Source organism: Psychroflexus salarius (assembly GCF_900129035.1).
In the GTDB taxonomy this organism is placed as follows: Bacteria; Bacteroidota; Bacteroidia; order Flavobacteriales; family Flavobacteriaceae; genus Psychroflexus; species Psychroflexus salarius.
The window spans coordinates 102,232-117,794 of sequence record NZ_FQTW01000002.1; the positions used below are offsets into that span (position 1 = coordinate 102,232).

Here is a 15,563-nt window from a genome sequence, read left to right on the forward strand (position 1 = left end):
TGAGTGCAAGATACAATTTTCTTGTATTTTTGTTCAAATTGAACTCTAAATCGTCATTAATATTATGCGCATTGATAAATATTTATGGTCTATCAGATACTTCAAAACAAGAAGCATTGCAACAAAGGCTTGCAGAAAAGGTCATGTTCGTATTAATAACGATGTTGTTAAACCTTCAAGAGAGGTATATCCTTCAGATCATATTCAAGTTCGTAAAAATCAAATTAATTATCAAATAGAGGTTATTGACTTACCTAAATCACGTGTTGGTGCTAAACTTGTTAGCATTTATTGTGTAGATAAAACCCCTAAGGAAGATTTAAATAAACTAGAATTGCTGAAACATACGCAAGACTACTATAGAAAGAAAGGCACGGGAAGACCAACCAAAAAAGACCGGCGTGAAATTGATGATTGGTTAGACCCTGAAAAAGAAGACAAGTATGAAAACTAATACCAAAATGATTTTAAATCATCAGGACATCGTAAGTAAAATTAAAAGAATTGCTTATCAGGTGATTGAAAGACACTATGAAGTTAATGAATTGTTGATTGCGGGAATAGAATCTAAAGGATATCATTTAGCTAAACTTTTATCCGAAATCATCAAAGAGGCTCAGCCAACTAAACAAATTAACCTTATTCAAATAAATATTAACAAAAAACAACCTATCAATAGTGTGTCTATAAATTCAGATTTAGATCAATTAGAACTTAAAGACGTAATTGTTGTTGATGATGTTTTAAATTCAGGAAAAACCTTAATTTACGCTGTCAATCATTTTTTAAAATATGATATTAATAGTATAAGCACAGCAGTTTTAGTAGATCGGAATCACAAAAAATATCCAATAAAAGCCGATTTCAAAGGCCTATCACTATCTACGTCGATGAATAATCACGTAGAGGTGAATTTAAGTCAAAAAGAAAATTATTTTACGACATTAAGTTAATGATTTCATTAGATATATCATTAGGCGTTTTAGCATCAACTTTTACCTTATGTTTTGCTTTAGCATAAATATGATGTCTTTCAAATAAATGTTTTCTTATAAAATCTTCTAAATCATTTTTAGTGGCTAGATGAGATATTATTGGACGGTCTGCAGACTCTACAATTAATCTATCAACAAGTAGTCCTAGAGTAGCTTCTAAATAAACGCTTAAAATTTCGTTAGGCTCAAAACAAATACTAGAATTATTATAATATAATGGTGTACCACCTCCTAGACTGAGGACAAATTCTTTATTTGACTTTAAAAAATTTGATAAAACTTCATGTTCTAATTTTCTAAAATAAATTTCACCTTTAGCTTCAAAAATTTGCTTTACAGAACTAGATTCATGAATTGTTATAAGCTGGTCTAAATCAAAAAAAGGAATTTTTATTTTCTCTGAAACAAGTTTACCAATAGTAGTTTTACCAACTCCCATATAACCGCAAATTACAATCCTCTTCATACAATCAACTTTTTTGAAAATTACTACAAATTTAAAGGAAATAGCCTTGATAAAATAAATTAAGATATTATATTTGCACCCGCATTAAAAAAGTTCATTTTTTTCAGATCTGGTAGCTCAGTTGGTAGAGCATCTCCCTTTTAAGGAGAGGGTCCTGGGTTCGAGCCCCAGCCAGATCACTAAAATAAAATAAAGATCTGGTAGCTCAGTTGGTAGAGCATCTCCCTTTTAAGGAGAGGGTCCTGGGTTCGAGCCCCAGCCAGATCACTTCTATTTACGCCCAGGTGCTGGAACTGGTAGACAGGCATGGTTGAGGGCCATGTGTCCTTTAGGGCGTGCGGGTTCGACTCCCGCTCTGGGCACTTTTACTCAAGCCTAGATGAAAAAAATATTTAAGCATATCCTAAATACTGTACCTAGGCCTTTATTAATCAAAATAAGTAAAATTATAAAACCATTAATACCATTATTTTATTATGGTAATAAATATGAAGATCCTATTGATGGAAAAACTTTTAGGAGCTTTTTACCATACGGTTATAACAAAATAAGAGACAATGTCTTGTCCCCTTCAACATTATCACTAGAAAGGCACCGGCTTCTATGGCTATACCTTAAAAATGAAACTGATTTACTTACTAGAAAACAGTCACTCCTACATTTTGCACCAGAACAAGCGTTCTACAAAAAATTTAAAAAGCTGAACCATTTAGAATATGTCACTACAGACTTAGAGTCTCCACTTGCGGATGTTAAAGCAGATATATGCAATTTACCGTTTGACAATAATTCATTTGATTTTATATTGTGCAATCACGTACTTGAACACATTAATAATGATACTAAGGCAATGCAAGAACTCTTTAGAGTTTTAAAATCAGGTGGTACTGCAATACTTCAAATACCGATAGATGAAAAAAAAGTAAAAACTTACTCTGATGATACTATAACAGATAAAAAAAGGAGAGATGAGATCTTTGGGCAATATGACCACGTTAGAATATACGGTCAGGATTATTATGATAAACTAAAAAGCATTGGATTTGAAGTAGAAGCTGTTAGATACGCAAAAAAATTAGGCCAAAATCAAATCGATCGATTTAGAATTAATAAAAACGAAGCAATTCCAGTTTGCAAAAAACCTATTTAAGTTTAGAGCTTTACTTCAATCAAACCTGAATAATTAATAATATAATCATCTTGAGAGGTTATCGGCAAATCATAGTCAACTGAATTAGCTAGACCAACGCCAGCATAGAAGGTTCTAGCTTTAAATTTTAGAGCATGATTTCTTATTTTATTCACTAAATCTTCATCATAGATGACAGGGTTATTAGGGTAAGTAACAGCTCTTACAATAATAAAAAATAATTTAGACGATTTAATAGCTACAAATTGCGGGTTTTTACCGAGCTTACTGTTTACACCAAGAAATTCATAACCCTGTTTTTCAAGATCTTTACCTACAGTATTCATCGCAAGGTTATGAAGTTGTTGTTTACTAAGAATTGACATAAGAAAAAACCCGAGCTATAACTCGGGTCTATAAAAATTTAAATGTGTTATTAACCTCCGAAATCGTCAAATCGAATATTCTCATCTGGAATTCCAAAATCTTCTCCCATTTTTTGAACCGCTTGATTCATTAATGGTGGCCCACAGAAGTATAATTCTATTTCTTCAGGCTCTTCGTGGTGATTTAAATAATTATCAATCACACATTGGTGAATAAAGCCTACAAATCCATCACCTTCTTCATCGTTAATATCTTTCTTTTCTTTCCAATTGTCTTCTTCCATTGGCTCAGATAAAGCCATATAAAATTTGAAGTTTGGGAAATCTTTCTCTAATGCTTTGAAGTGATCGATATAAAAAAGCTCACGTTTAGAACGCCCGCCGTACCAATAAGTGACCTTTCGGCCAGTTTTAAGAGTTCTAAATAAGTGATATAAGTGAGAACGCATAGGTGCCATTCCTGCACCACCACCAACGTATAGCATTTCAGATTCGCTTTCGTTGATAAAAAATTCTCCATAAGGGCCAGAAATAACACACTTATCTCCTTCTTTAAGATTGAAAATGTAGGATGAAGCTACACCAGGATTAACGTCCATCCATGCATTCTTACTACGATCCCACGGTGGCGTTGCAATACGAACATTCAACATGATTCTACGACCTTCAGCAGGATATGAAGCCATAGAATAAGCTCTCTCAACAACTTCATCATTTTTCATAACTAGAGGCCAAAGACCGAAATTATCCCACTCTTTCTTAAATTTATCAGGCTGACCTGGATGCTCTTCTGGATGAGCCTCAATATCAATATCTTTAAAATCAACTTTACATTTAGGAACTTCAATCTGTATGTATCCACCAGCTTTGTAATCCATATCTTCTGGGATTTCTACAACAAATTCCTTAATGAATGAAGCTACATTATAATTTGAAACCACAGTTGCATCCCATTTCTTAATTCCAAAAATCTCTTCAGGGATTTCAATTTTCATATCTTCTTTCACCTTCACTTGACAACCTAAACGCCAGCCTTCAGCTATTTCTTTTCTTGTAAAGTGTGGTTCTTCAGTAGGCAAAATTGCTCCGCCACCTTCTTTAACAATACATTTACACTGAATACAAGTTCCACCTCCACCACAAGCTGATGGTAAAAATAATTTATTATCACCTAAAGTAGACAATAAAGTCGAACCAGAACCAGTTTCAATATCTTTTTCATCATTAACATTAATATTGACTGGTCCAGATGGTGATAATTTAGCTTTAGCAGAAAGTAAAATAACAACTAAAAGCAATATTAAGGTTAAAAATACAACAACACTCGTGATTATTACTGTCATAATTATTTCTTATTTATTTTCAATATTTGTATTAATTGATGCCGTAGATTTATCTGGCGTTGAAGGTTTATCAACACTAGATTCACTTACTTGATTTGATTCTTGTTTAGCACCTTCTAATTTTATACCCATAAAACTCATAAAGCCTATAGCCATAAGACCAGTAATTATAAAAGTAATACCCAAACCTTTTAAAGGTGCAGGTACGTTAGAATAGGCAATTTTTTCTCTAATAGCAGCTATAGCAAGAATAGCTAAAAACCAACCTATACCACTTCCAGCGCCATATGTTACCGCTTCAGAAATACCATTAAAAGCTTTTTGCTGCATAAATAAAGAACCTCCAAGTATAGCACAGTTTACAGCTATTAATGGTAGAAAAATACCTAATGAACCATACAAAGCAGGTGCAAACTTTTCAACAATCATTTCTACCAGCTGAACCATTGAAGCAATTACAGCGATAAACATGATATAACTAAGAAAACTTAAATCAACATCAGCAAATTCTGGTCCTAACCATGTTAGTGCACCAGCCTGCAGCAAGTAGTTGTCGATTAAGTAATTCACAGGAACGGTAATTAGTAATACAAAAATTACGGCTGCGCCAAGTCCAACTGCGGTTTTCACAGTTTTAGAAACCGCTAAATAAGAACACATACCTAAAAAGTAGGCAAAAACCATGTTCTCAATAAAAATACTTTTTACAAATAAATTGATTAAATCCATCTTACTAATTTTCTTCTATTAATTTACGGTTTCTTGATCTTTGGACCCAAATAACAATACCAACTACTATTAATGCCATTGGTGATAGTAAAAAGAAGCCATTATTTTCATAGCCTAAAGCATATAATCCTGTTGAGTCTGCCATGGTAAGACCTTTATGACCCAAAACTTCATATCCTAAAAGCTTTCCTGAACCAAATAATTCTCTAAAAAAGGCAACTACGATTAAAATTAAACCATAACCAGCAGCATTACCTATGCCGTCAAGGAATGACTTGTAGACACCATTACCAAGCGCAAAAGCCTCTAAACGACCCATTATTATACAATTGGTAATAATCAATCCAATAAAAATTGATAGCTGCTTACTAACATCATAAGCGAAAGCCTTAAGAATTTGGTCAACTAGGATAACCATTGTTGCAACAACTACAAGCTGAACAATTATTCTAATTCTACTAGGTATTGAATTTCTTAAAATAGATATAATAACATTACTGAATGCCATTACAAATACAACCGCCAAAGACATCACTATAGCTGGCTTTAGCTGAACTGTAATTGCTAGAGCCGAACATATACCTAAAACTTGTACAGTAATAGGATTATTATCGTTTAACGGGTCTGATAAAATTTTTCGATTTGCTTTTGACAAAAAATGCTCTTTTTCCTCAGAACTAGAGAGAAACATGATCATTTCTTTCTTTTTATCAGTTTTACTGATTTCTTTGGGCTCTTTTCCTTCCATAATTATCGAATTGCAACTTTACCAGATTTTTTTATTTTTTCGAAATATGCCTTATAATTTTTCAGACGTTCTTCCATCATTTTACTGACACCATCTCCAGTGATTGTAGCCCCTGATATCGCATCTACAGCATTATCAGATTTATTGTCGCCACCACTATAACCTTTTTTAACTTCAACACCGACAACTTGACCTGAATCATTATATATTTTCTCATTAACAAATCGTTCTTGAAACCAATCTGTCGTGATTTCTGCACCAAGACCAGCTGTTTCACCTTTATGATCAAACACAACACCTTTAATCGTGTTTACATCATCTTCTAAAGCAACGTATCCCCATATAGCGTCCCAAAGACCGCTACCTCTTAAAGGAACAACATAATAAGTTTTACCTTGATAATTTGCTACATAAAGTGGAAATGTCTGTTCAGACTCATCTAAAGTAAGTTGCTTTGCTAAACTAATCTTAAACGCATCCTCTTCTTTCGGTTTACCGGAATTACTTAATGCTAATTCTTCAGTAACATAATTTTCGTAAACTTTAGAGGCAACTGCTCTAGTTAATTCAACTTTTTCCCCTTCTACGATAATTGAGTCACCTGTAAAAGTTGATAATATATTTTGCATTTTTTCTTGACGAACATTTTCGGCCTGCATCGGCTGTAAACTCGTTGCCGTAAAAGATAATGCAACTGCAACTACGATTACCATAGCAATTGCAAAAATAAATGTATAGGCATTACTATTCTTATCCATTTCTTAAGCTGTTTTAACGGTTTGTGGTTTTAAACGCTTTTTACGTTTGTTGACATTTGCTTGCACAACATAATAATCAATTGTTGGTGCAAATACGTTCATGAGTAAAATCGCTAGCATAATACCTTCTGGATATGCTGGATTAAATACACGAATCATAATTCCGAATAATCCTATTAAAAAACCGTAAATAATTTTACCACGCATAGTTTGTGCGGCACTTACAGGATCTGTAGCCATAAAAACAATTCCGAAAGCAAGTCCTCCAACTACTAAGTGATTATACCATGGAAAATTCATCAATCCATTACCTGTAAAGACTGAATTCCCAAGCGTATTGAATATTAACCCCATAACAGCCGCTCCGATAAATCCACTTAAAATGATTCGCCAACTTCCTACCTTAGTTAAAATAAGTAATAAAGCGCCTGCTAAAATACAAAGCGTTGAAGTTTCTGATATTGACCCTGGGATAACACCTGTAAACATATCAGCAGTTTGGTAAGCGACATCCTTGTTAGCAGCGAGTGTTCCTAAAATTGTTTCACCAGTAATACCATCCATTGTTGAAGCTTCACTTACCCAAACTTTATTGCCTGACATATATGTAGGATAAGCAAAGAATGCAAAAGCTCTTGCTGTTAATGCTGGGTTTAATATATTCATTCCAGTTCCTCCAAAAGCTTCTTTACCAATAAGCACGGCAAAAATTACAGAAAGTGCTACCATCCATAATGGTATATCAACAGGCATAATCATAGGAATTAACAAACCTGTCACTAAATAACCTTCATTTACTTCGTGTCCTCGCATAATTGCAAAAGCAAATTCTAAGGCTAGACCAACACCGTAAGACACAATAATCATTGGGACTATCTTCCAAGCGCCGTGTATAAACGCATCAATAAAACTAGGCGATTCACCTAATTGAGTAAAATGTTGGTAACCTGTATTCCACATCCCGAAAATTAATGCAGGTATTAAAGCCAAAACAACAGTAATCATTGTTCGTTTTAAATCGACCGCATCTCTTACATGAGCTCCTTTCTTGGTTGTGTGATTTGGCACAAATAAAAAAGTATCAAGCGCATTAACTGCAGGCGCATATTTTTCATACTTTTCACCAGGCTGAAATGGAGCTTTTACTTCATCTAATTTTTTTCTAATCCAATTCATAGCATTTTTTTTAACCTACTTCAGTTATCATTAAATCTAAACCGTTTCTTATAATTTCTTGAGCTTCAATTTTTGAAGTATTCACATAATCAACTAATGCAAAATCTTCTGGTATAACTTCATAAATTCCTAGATTTTCCATTTTCTCAATATCACCAATCATACAAGCCTTAAGTAATTCCATAGGATAAATATCTAAAGGCATTACCTCTTCCATTTCACCTGTAACAACTAAGGCTCTTTCTTCTCCGTTTAAATTTGTGTTTACACTATATTTTTTATTAGGAAACAACCAAGACAATGAAGTTTTAGACATTGAATGAACATGATTATCTTTAAATGGCAACCATCCAAACATTCTGTAATTATCGCCTTCAGGAATAATACTTAACTCATTATCATAAAAGTTAATAAAATTGTCTGGTTCAACTTTTTCACCCGTTAAAACATCACCAGAAATAAATCGTGAATTTTCTTCAACTTCACCAACAAATGATTGAATCTCAGCGCCAATTAAAGTTTTATAATATTTTCGATTTTTAGCAGATTCACCTGTTACTGCAACTGTACGTTCTGCATTATATTTACCAGTTGAAAACAACTCACCTATAATTGCAACATCTTCAGCTCCGACTGTCCAAACGCGTTCACCTTGATTAATTGGTTCTGTTTCATGAATTAAAGTCCCAACGTTTCCTGCTGGATGCGGTCCTGAAATATTAATTATTTCAGCATTTTCAAGTTTTTTCAAGTAAGAGTTTGAGTTAGCTTCAACGCCTAAGTAAACTTTACCTTCAGTAAGTCTCGTTAAGACATTGATACCGGTTTGAAAATGCGCTTGCTTATCTTTTAAGATAAATTCTAAATCACCAACGATTGGCGCTGTATTAAAAGCAGAAACATAAATTGCTTTTGGCGAATCTTCTGCGTTTGCCAAAATATCATACGGTCTTTGCTTTAGAAAAACACCTAACCCAGACGAAAAAACTTTAGATTTTACCTCTTTTTCAGAAGCGCTTAAAGGATCTAAGCTTCCAAAATCTTTATAAGAAATTTCTTGGTCAGCTTCGATTCTAATCTCTAAAATTTTCCGTTTAGCTCCTCTAACTATTTCCTTAACTATACCACTTACAGGAGACACAAAACGTGTTTGGTCTGAATATTTAGAATAAAATAATTCATCTCCTGCTAATACTTTAGCACCTTCTTTTACAGTTGTCTTAGGAACAATCGAATAAAAGTTTGGTGGTTTAATAGCATAATTTTTAGAAACCGGTGCTTCTTCGAGAATTTTCTCTGCCTCACCCTTAAAAGAGAGCTTTAATCCTCTCTTAACTTTAACGTTTTTAGACATGTGCAACGTGTAGTTTAAATTTGGATGGCAAATATAACAATCAAAGTATCAAATTCCTGATAAACAAAAGTTATACTTATATTATTTATATTGATTCTAAATAATTGCTTTATAAGTTTTATATATTTGTTTAAAAAAAATTGTGAAACACCTATTATATCTTGTCTTTGTACTAGCTTTTTATGCACCAACACTTGGTCAAACTTACGAAGTTGTACCTCCAAAAAACATAAAGACTATTATTTTTAAATCAGCTGCAGGTGAATTTAGTGGCACGCCAATAATCAGATTAGGTCAACGGCTTCAATTAGAGTTTGACGACTTAAATGCAAGTGAAACTGATTATTATTACGAAATAAAGCATTATAATTACGACTGGACGCCTTCAACTTTAGCTCAAAACGAATACTTAACAGGTTTTGATGATGTTCGGATTTTTAATTTTCAAAATTCCTTAAGTACTTTTCAGCCCTACACCAATTATAAACTCGACATACCCAACCAAAATACACGTGCTATCACAAAAACAGGTAATTACATGTTAATTATTAAAGATGTTAATGATAGTGTTATTTTTTCTCGAAAATTTATTGTGTATTCTTCAGATGTTGATGTAAAAACTACTATTCGCGAAGACAGAAGGCTAGACAAAACAGAGTCTCACCAAGTGGTTAACTTTGAAATTGGTCGAAAAGGCTACATTTTTAGAAATCCTAATGAAACTGTTAATGTTGCAGTTATTCAAAACAATGACATTTCAACTGGTATCTTCAACCTAAAACCGCAATACACGACTGGAAATACACTGATTTACAGGTACAATGAAAAATCATCTTTTAAGGGTGGAAATGAGTTTCTAAATTTCGATACAAAAGATGTTCGCGCTGGAACTTCTCAAATAAGATCAATAGAGTTAAGTGATATTTATGAATCGTTTTTATTCACAGACTTTGATCGTTCAAATAGCGTCTACACCTTCAATCCAGATATTAATGGTAATTTTAAAATTAATACTATTCAAGGCAATGATATAAGTCGTGAAGCTGATTATACACGGGTGCACTTTAAACTTCAAACGCCTCAAAATTTAAAAGACGGAGAAGTTCATATTTATGGTCAATTTAATAATTATATGTTGACAGACGACACGATGATGACATACAATTCTAGAACGAATTTATATGAAGGCAGTCTTGAGCTCAAACAAGGTTTTTACAATTATAAATATGTTTACTTCACAAATGAAGGTGAATTCATCAACAATATTGCAAGTGGAAATTTTGCTCAAACTGAAAATTTATACACTGTTATTGTTTACTACAGACCGATTGGCGGAAGATTTGACGAGGTAATTGGTATGTCAAACATTATTAGCAGAAATATCAAAAACTAATTTTTAAAACAATTAACAACTATTAATAAAACCTTATTTTTATATACTTTTAAATACCTATAATTTAATTATCTTTATCAAAAATAATAACATATAAAAAAAGATAAAATTATGGGAAAAGGATTTTTTCAAGTTCCACCAGCTGTCAACGAACCTATTAAATCGTATGCGCCTGGAACTCCAGAAAGAGCGTCGGTTTTAGAAACCTATAAAAAGTTATATAATTCTAAGGTTGAAATTCCTCTATACATTGGTGGAAAAGAAATTAAAACAGGACACACAAAAAGCATAAGACCACCGCATGACCACCAAAAAGAAGTCGGTACTTATCATACGGCCGAAAAACAACATGTTGAAGATGCTATTTCGACAGCATTAGAAGCTAGAAAGAAATGGGCAAAATTACCATGGGAACAACGTGCTGCTGTGTTTTTAAAAGCAGCAGATTTAATCGCAGGTCCATATCGCGATAAAATGAATGCGTCAACTATGATTGGCCAATCAAAAAACATATTCCAAGCTGAAATAGATTCGGCTTGTGAAATCGTAGACTTTTTACGATTTAATGTTGAGTATATGTCTCAAATTTATGAAGAGCAACCAGAATCTGATGCTCAAGCCTGGAATCGTGTTGAACATAGGCCTTTAGAAGGTTTTGTTTATGCTATAACGCCTTTCAATTTTACTGCCATCGCTGGTAACCTACCTTCAAGTGCGGCTTTAATGGGTAATGTTGCCGTCTGGAAACCTTCAGATTCACAAATGTATTCAGCCCAAGTAATTATGGAAGTTTTTAAAGAAGCTGGACTACCTGACGGTGTTATCAATATGATTATTGGTGATCCTGAAATGATTACGGATACTGTTTTAGCATCTCCAGACTTTGCTGGTGTACATTTTACAGGAAGTACAAATGTATTTAAAGGAATTTGGGCAAAAATTGGGCAAAATATTCATAACTATAAAACCTACCCTAGAATTGTAGGTGAAACTGGTGGTAAAGATTTTATTGTTGCTCACAATTCAGCAAGCCCAAAAGTTGTCTCAACAGCTTTAGCAAGAGGTGCCTTCGAATTTCAAGGACAAAAATGTAGTGCCGCATCAAGAAGTTACATCCCAAAAAGTATTTGGCCAGAGGTTAAAGATCTATTGGTAGAAGATATTAAATCATTCAAAATAGGATCTCCTGAAAATATGGAGAATTTTATTAATGCTGTTATTCACGAAGCTTCTTTTGATAAACTTGCTAAGTACATCGATCAAGCTAAAGAAGATAAAGATGCCGAAATAATTGCAGGTGGTAATTATGACAAATCTAAAGGTTGGTTTGTAGAACCTACCGTTATTGTAACTACAGACCCGAAATACACGACTATGGTAACTGAATTATTTGGTCCTGTACTCACAATTTATGTTTATGATGATGACAAGTATGAAGAAACCCTTCATTTAGTTGATGAAACTAGCCAATATGGTTTAACAGGTTCAATTATTTCAACTGATCGTTACGCAGCATCTCAAGCGACTGATATTTTAGAAAATTCTGCAGGTAATTTTTACATTAATGATAAGTGTACTGGCGCTGTAGTTGGAAGACAGCCATTTGGTGGCGCTAGAAATAGCGGTACTAATGATAAAGCTGGATCTAAATTGAATTTATTACGTTGGACTTCTCCACGTTTAATTAAAGAAACATTTGTACCTGCAACAGATTACAGATATCCATTTATGGGATAATAGTTGAAGTTAAAATGTTTAATATTTAAAGAGAGAGTTCTTAATTGAACTCTCTTTTTATTTATACTTCATAGGTAAGTAGACCACTTTTTTGGTATCAAAAAATTCACCTTCAAAAAAATCAGAAAGCGGAAATAATTGAACTGTTTTGTAAGGCTCTAACTCTTCAGTTAAATCACCACCTTTTAAATATAAAATTCCATTTTTTAATTCATGATGACTGTGTTTTGCTATCTTGCCTTTAACCCAACGAACAAAACTTGGCATAACAGCAACTGCTCTGCTAATAATAAAATCAAATTCGCCATTTAATTGCTCAACACGATTATTTACAGTTTTAACATTGGTGAGTTTTAAGGCCTCAACAACTTCATCAACAACTTTAATTTTCTTACCAATACTATCTACTAAAGTAAATTGAACTTCTGGAAATAAAATAGCTAATGGAATCCCTGGAAAGCCACCACCTGTACCAACATCAAGAATGTTGGCTCCTGACTTAAAAGCTTGAACCTTAGCAATACCTAAGCTATGAAGAACGTGCCTTGTGTATATTTCGTCAATGTCTTTTCTAGAAACCACATTTATTTTTTGATTCCAATCTTTATAGACTTCACTTATTTGCGAAAATTGTTTACGTTGTGTTTCAGTTAAATCAGGAAAATAAGATTCTATAAGTTGTAATGACATCAATAATTTTTTGGCAAAAATAACTATATCATCTTGATTAAAATGAAATCTAGATGAATAAACTTAAGTTGCAGTAGCGATTGTAATGAAAATCCTGCAGTGCAAAACAGTTTTTGGTAACTTGCTGCTAAAGTTTGATAACTTGAAAACCTTTAGCAGTTTAGTTAGCAACTGTTTTACACGAAGCATTGTAGTGAAAAGCGCGGTTATAATTGCTTTCTGTGTAGCAATTATAAACTGCCTAAATTAACAGCTGTGTAAGGTAACATGAAAATTTAATTAATATATTTGTAACCTAAGAATTGTTATAATGAATACATCTACAGTTAAATTTTCAAGAAAAGATCCTCAAAAATTTTTTCGTACACTCAACAAACGCGTTAACACTTACTTTAAAGAAAATAACATTAAAAAAACAGGCAACTGGAAGCTACATGTTAAGACAATTGTAATGTTTTCTATGTTTTTAGCTCCTTATTTTTTGATTTTATTTTTAGATATTTCTGGCTGGTGGAAACTACTTTTTACGGTATTGATGGGCGCTGGAATGGCTGGAGTTGGCATGAATGTTATGCACGATGGTAATCATGGCACTTATTCAAGCAAATCTTGGGTTAACAAATTAATGGGAAGTAGCATTTATATTTTGGCTGGCAATGTTTACAACTGGCAAATACAACATAATGTGCTTCACCATACCTATACCAATATTCATGGCCACGATGAAGATTTAGATGCTGGCAGAATTATTCGATTTTCTGAACATACGAAATGGAGACGTTTTCATAAGTTTCAGCATATTTACTCAGTAGCATTATATGGATTACTGACTTTTAATTGGGCTTTAACTACCGATTTTAAACAAACTAGAGATTATCTAAAACGACAACTGTCTTACAAAAAAATGCCTAGCCCAACAAAACAATGGAGTACTTTGGCTATTACAAAATTAATCTATGTAACTATTTGGTTAGTTATTCCTATGTTAATTGGTATTACTTGGTGGAAAGTACTTTTAGGCTTTTTCGTGATGCACTACACTGCTGGATTGATTTTAAGTATTATATTTCAACTGGCTCACGTGGTTGAAGAAAATGAAATGCCGCTGCCTAATGAAAAAGGCGAAATGAAAAATACTTGGGCAATACACCAACTTTTCACAACAACTAATTTTGCTACGAATAATAAATTAGTCAATTGGTTCACTGGCGGTTTAAATCATCAGGTAGAACATCATATATTCCCGAATATCAGTCATATTCATTACACTAAAATTTCAGAAATCGTAAAAGAAACCGCACAAGAGTTTAACTTACCTTACAATGAGTATGAAACAACTCGAGCGGCTATTATTTCACATTTTAGATACTTAAAAAAATTAGGTTCGCAGCCTGAACTTAATTTAGCATCCTAAATTTTCATAAACATGAATGGACTATCTGACAAGATTAACAAACTTGAAACATCAGCAACTTTGGCTATGGCTGCCAAAACAAGAGAATTAAAAGCTGAAGGCAAGTCAATTATTGGTTTAAGTTTAGGCGAGCCAGATTTTAATACGCCAGATTTCATAAAAGATGCTGCCATTAATGCGATCAATGAAAATTACAATTCATATACACCTGTTGATGGGTATCTAGAATTAAAAACAGCTATTCAACAAAAATTCAGGCGTGATAATAATTTAGACTACAATACGTCTCAAATTGTTGTTTCTACTGGTGCTAAACAGTCGTTATATAACCTCGCAGCAACTATTTTAAATCCTGGTGATGAAGTGATTTTACCTTGCCCATATTGGGTAAGTTACAGTGATATTGTTAAATTAAATGAAGGCGTTCCTGTTGAAGTAAAAACTGATATTAAACAAGATTTTAAGATAACACCTGAGCAACTTGAATCTGCGATAACGCCAAAAACCAAGATGCTTTGGTATTCATCACCATGCAACCCAAGTGGCAGTGTATATACAAAAGAAGAACTGGAAAGTTTAGCAAAAGTTTTAAGAAGACATCCACACATCATTGTTATTAGTGATGAAATTTATGAACATATCAATTTCAGTGGCGCTCATACTTCTATGGCAAGCATTGAAGGTATGCAAAACAGGACAGTTACTGTAAATGGCGTTTCTAAAGCTTTTGCAATGACTGGCTGGAGAATTGGCTATATTGGTGCACCCGAATATATTGCTAAAGCTTGCACCAAACTACAAGGACAAGTTACAAGTGGTGCAAATTGTATTGCTCAGCGTGCTGTAATCACAGCACTTGAGGCCGATAAATCTGCTATTCAATATATGATTGATAAGTTTAAATCAAGACGACAATTGATTCTTGATTTATTAAATAATATCAAAGGCTTTACATGTAATGAACCTCAAGGTGCCTTTTATGTGTTCCCAAATGTAAGCGCCTATTTTGGTCAAACCATTAAAGGTAAAACCATCTCTAATGCTACCGGTTTTTCGATGTTGTTATTAGAAGAAGCTCATGTTGCAACCGTAACTGGTGAAGCTTTTGGTAACCCAAACTGTATTAGAATTTCTTATGCAGCAAGCGAAAAAGACATTAAAGAAGCACTTAAACGCATTAGAACACTTCTTGAAGAAAAGTAAATTAATTATCTTTTACTATAAATAAAAAACCTGCTAGAATTT

At 33.2% G+C, this 15,563-nt stretch carries 16 protein-coding genes and 3 tRNA genes; 10 read left to right on the top strand and 9 right to left on the bottom strand.

Features of this window, described 5'->3' with window-relative positions:
- The first annotated feature begins 64 nt into the window (after positions 1-64).
- The gene (locus BUB82_RS03675; protein ID WP_073192091.1) at positions 65-454 is read left to right on the top strand and encodes an RNA-binding S4 domain-containing protein; all 390 of its coding nucleotides are present in this window, start codon (positions 65-67) and stop codon (positions 452-454) included.
- A complete protein-coding gene (locus tag BUB82_RS03680) occupies positions 444-953 on the top strand; it encodes a phosphoribosyltransferase family protein (protein WP_073192092.1) in 510 nt (169 codons plus the stop codon). The genes BUB82_RS03675 and BUB82_RS03680 overlap by 11 nt, the downstream gene beginning before the upstream one ends.
- On the opposite strand, the gene BUB82_RS03685 is transcribed toward BUB82_RS03680, so the two are convergent.
- Entirely contained in the window at positions 937-1,461 is a 525-nt protein-coding gene (locus tag BUB82_RS03685) for a shikimate kinase (RefSeq protein WP_073192094.1), read from the bottom strand. The genes BUB82_RS03680 and BUB82_RS03685 overlap by 17 nt on opposite strands.
- A gap of 106 nt (positions 1,462-1,567) precedes the next feature.
- On the opposite strand from BUB82_RS03685, the gene BUB82_RS03690 reads away from it, so the two are divergent.
- From BUB82_RS03690 to BUB82_RS03705, 4 genes are all read left to right on the top strand, one after another.
- Positions 1,568-1,640 (top strand) — tRNA-Lys (locus BUB82_RS03690).
- Between the two features lie 15 nt (positions 1,641-1,655).
- Positions 1,656-1,728, top strand: a tRNA-Lys gene (locus BUB82_RS03695).
- 11 nt (positions 1,729-1,739) lie between these two features.
- Positions 1,740-1,823: transfer RNA gene (locus tag BUB82_RS03700), tRNA-Leu, on the top strand.
- 17 nt (positions 1,824-1,840) lie between these two features.
- Entirely contained in the window at positions 1,841-2,611 is a 771-nt protein-coding gene (locus tag BUB82_RS03705) for a class I SAM-dependent methyltransferase (RefSeq protein WP_073192095.1), read from the top strand.
- Positions 2,612-2,613: 2 nt separating this feature from the next.
- Here BUB82_RS03705 and BUB82_RS03710 read toward each other — a convergent pair whose 3' ends face one another.
- Genes BUB82_RS03710 through BUB82_RS03740 form a run of 7 tightly spaced genes read right to left on the bottom strand, consistent with a single transcriptional unit; the run spans position 2,614 to position 9,084 of the window.
- The gene (locus tag BUB82_RS03710) at positions 2,614-2,976 is read right to left on the bottom strand and encodes a Na(+)-translocating NADH-quinone reductase subunit F (protein WP_073192097.1); all 363 of its coding nucleotides are present in this window, start codon (positions 2,974-2,976) and stop codon (positions 2,614-2,616) included.
- Between the two features lie 50 nt (positions 2,977-3,026).
- Positions 3,027-4,319 carry an NADH:ubiquinone reductase (Na(+)-transporting) subunit F gene (nqrF, locus tag BUB82_RS03715; protein WP_073192099.1) on the bottom strand — a complete coding sequence of 431 codons (1,293 nt, stop codon included), beginning with the start codon at positions 4,317-4,319 and terminating at the stop codon, positions 3,027-3,029.
- A gap of 9 nt (positions 4,320-4,328) precedes the next feature.
- Positions 4,329-5,048: an NADH:ubiquinone reductase (Na(+)-transporting) subunit E gene (gene nqrE / locus BUB82_RS03720; protein ID WP_083574462.1), complete on the bottom strand. Its 720-nt coding sequence runs from the start codon at positions 5,046-5,048 to the stop codon at positions 4,329-4,331.
- A 4-nt stretch (positions 5,049-5,052) separates the two neighbouring features.
- Positions 5,053-5,796 (bottom strand): NADH:ubiquinone reductase (Na(+)-transporting) subunit D, encoded by a 744-nt coding sequence (locus BUB82_RS03725; RefSeq protein ID WP_073192101.1) that lies wholly within the window; start codon positions 5,794-5,796, stop codon positions 5,053-5,055.
- Between the two features lie 2 nt (positions 5,797-5,798).
- Positions 5,799-6,554, bottom strand: a complete 756-nt coding sequence (gene nqrC / locus BUB82_RS03730; protein WP_073192103.1) for an NADH:ubiquinone reductase (Na(+)-transporting) subunit C — start codon at positions 6,552-6,554, stop codon at positions 5,799-5,801.
- A 3-nt stretch (positions 6,555-6,557) separates the two neighbouring features.
- Complete coding sequence (locus BUB82_RS03735) at positions 6,558-7,730, bottom strand: NADH:ubiquinone reductase (Na(+)-transporting) subunit B (protein ID WP_073192105.1); 1,173 nt, start codon at positions 7,728-7,730, stop codon at positions 6,558-6,560.
- 10 nt (positions 7,731-7,740) lie between these two features.
- On the bottom strand, positions 7,741-9,084 hold the full coding sequence (locus BUB82_RS03740) for a Na(+)-translocating NADH-quinone reductase subunit A (protein ID WP_073192107.1): 1,344 nt from the start codon (positions 9,082-9,084) through the stop codon (positions 7,741-7,743).
- Between the two features lie 142 nt (positions 9,085-9,226).
- On the opposite strand from BUB82_RS03740, the gene BUB82_RS03745 reads away from it, so the two are divergent.
- Both BUB82_RS03745 and pruA read left to right on the top strand, forming a co-directional pair.
- Positions 9,227-10,477, top strand: a complete 1,251-nt coding sequence (locus BUB82_RS03745) for a type IX secretion system plug protein (RefSeq protein WP_083574463.1) — start codon at positions 9,227-9,229, stop codon at positions 10,475-10,477.
- Between the two features lie 111 nt (positions 10,478-10,588).
- Positions 10,589-12,214: an L-glutamate gamma-semialdehyde dehydrogenase gene (gene pruA, locus BUB82_RS03750; protein ID WP_073192110.1), complete on the top strand. Its 1,626-nt coding sequence runs from the start codon at positions 10,589-10,591 to the stop codon at positions 12,212-12,214.
- A 57-nt stretch (positions 12,215-12,271) separates the two neighbouring features.
- On the opposite strand, the gene rsmG is transcribed toward pruA, so the two are convergent.
- Entirely contained in the window at positions 12,272-12,904 is a 633-nt protein-coding gene (gene rsmG, locus BUB82_RS03755) for a 16S rRNA (guanine(527)-N(7))-methyltransferase RsmG (protein ID WP_073192112.1), read from the bottom strand.
- Between the two features lie 310 nt (positions 12,905-13,214).
- On the opposite strand from rsmG, the gene BUB82_RS03760 reads away from it, so the two are divergent.
- Together BUB82_RS03760 and BUB82_RS03765 are read left to right on the top strand one after the other, a co-directional pair.
- Positions 13,215-14,318 carry a fatty acid desaturase family protein gene (locus BUB82_RS03760; protein ID WP_073192114.1) on the top strand — a complete coding sequence of 368 codons (1,104 nt, stop codon included), beginning with the start codon at positions 13,215-13,217 and terminating at the stop codon, positions 14,316-14,318.
- Between the two features lie 12 nt (positions 14,319-14,330).
- Positions 14,331-15,521: a pyridoxal phosphate-dependent aminotransferase gene (locus BUB82_RS03765; RefSeq protein WP_073192116.1), complete on the top strand. Its 1,191-nt coding sequence runs from the start codon at positions 14,331-14,333 to the stop codon at positions 15,519-15,521.
- Positions 15,522-15,563: the final 42 nt, after the last annotated feature.

Coding starts and splice junctions, on each gene's coding strand:
- BUB82_RS03675 (WP_073192091.1), top strand. CDS start 65: ATGCGCATTGATAAATATTTATGGTCTATCAGATACTTCAAAACAAGA.
- BUB82_RS03680 (WP_073192092.1), top strand. CDS start 444: ATGAAAACTAATACCAAAATGATTTTAAATCATCAGGACATCGTAAGT.
- BUB82_RS03685 (WP_073192094.1), bottom strand. CDS start 1,461: ATGAAGAGGATTGTAATTTGCGGTTATATGGGAGTTGGTAAAACTACT.
- BUB82_RS03705 (WP_073192095.1), top strand. CDS start 1,841: ATGAAAAAAATATTTAAGCATATCCTAAATACTGTACCTAGGCCTTTA.
- BUB82_RS03710 (WP_073192097.1), bottom strand. CDS start 2,976: ATGTCAATTCTTAGTAAACAACAACTTCATAACCTTGCGATGAATACT.
- nqrF (WP_073192099.1), bottom strand. CDS start 4,319: ATGACAGTAATAATCACGAGTGTTGTTGTATTTTTAACCTTAATATTG.
- nqrE (WP_083574462.1), bottom strand. CDS start 5,048: ATGGATTTAATCAATTTATTTGTAAAAAGTATTTTTATTGAGAACATG.
- BUB82_RS03725 (WP_073192101.1), bottom strand. CDS start 5,796: ATGGAAGGAAAAGAGCCCAAAGAAATCAGTAAAACTGATAAAAAGAAA.
- nqrC (WP_073192103.1), bottom strand. CDS start 6,554: ATGGATAAGAATAGTAATGCCTATACATTTATTTTTGCAATTGCTATG.
- BUB82_RS03735 (WP_073192105.1), bottom strand. CDS start 7,730: ATGAATTGGATTAGAAAAAAATTAGATGAAGTAAAAGCTCCATTTCAG.
- BUB82_RS03740 (WP_073192107.1), bottom strand. CDS start 9,084: ATGTCTAAAAACGTTAAAGTTAAGAGAGGATTAAAGCTCTCTTTTAAG.
- pruA (WP_073192110.1), top strand. CDS start 10,589: ATGGGAAAAGGATTTTTTCAAGTTCCACCAGCTGTCAACGAACCTATT.
- rsmG (WP_073192112.1), bottom strand. CDS start 12,904: ATGTCATTACAACTTATAGAATCTTATTTTCCTGATTTAACTGAAACA.
- BUB82_RS03760 (WP_073192114.1), top strand. CDS start 13,215: ATGAATACATCTACAGTTAAATTTTCAAGAAAAGATCCTCAAAAATTT.
- BUB82_RS03765 (WP_073192116.1), top strand. CDS start 14,331: ATGAATGGACTATCTGACAAGATTAACAAACTTGAAACATCAGCAACT.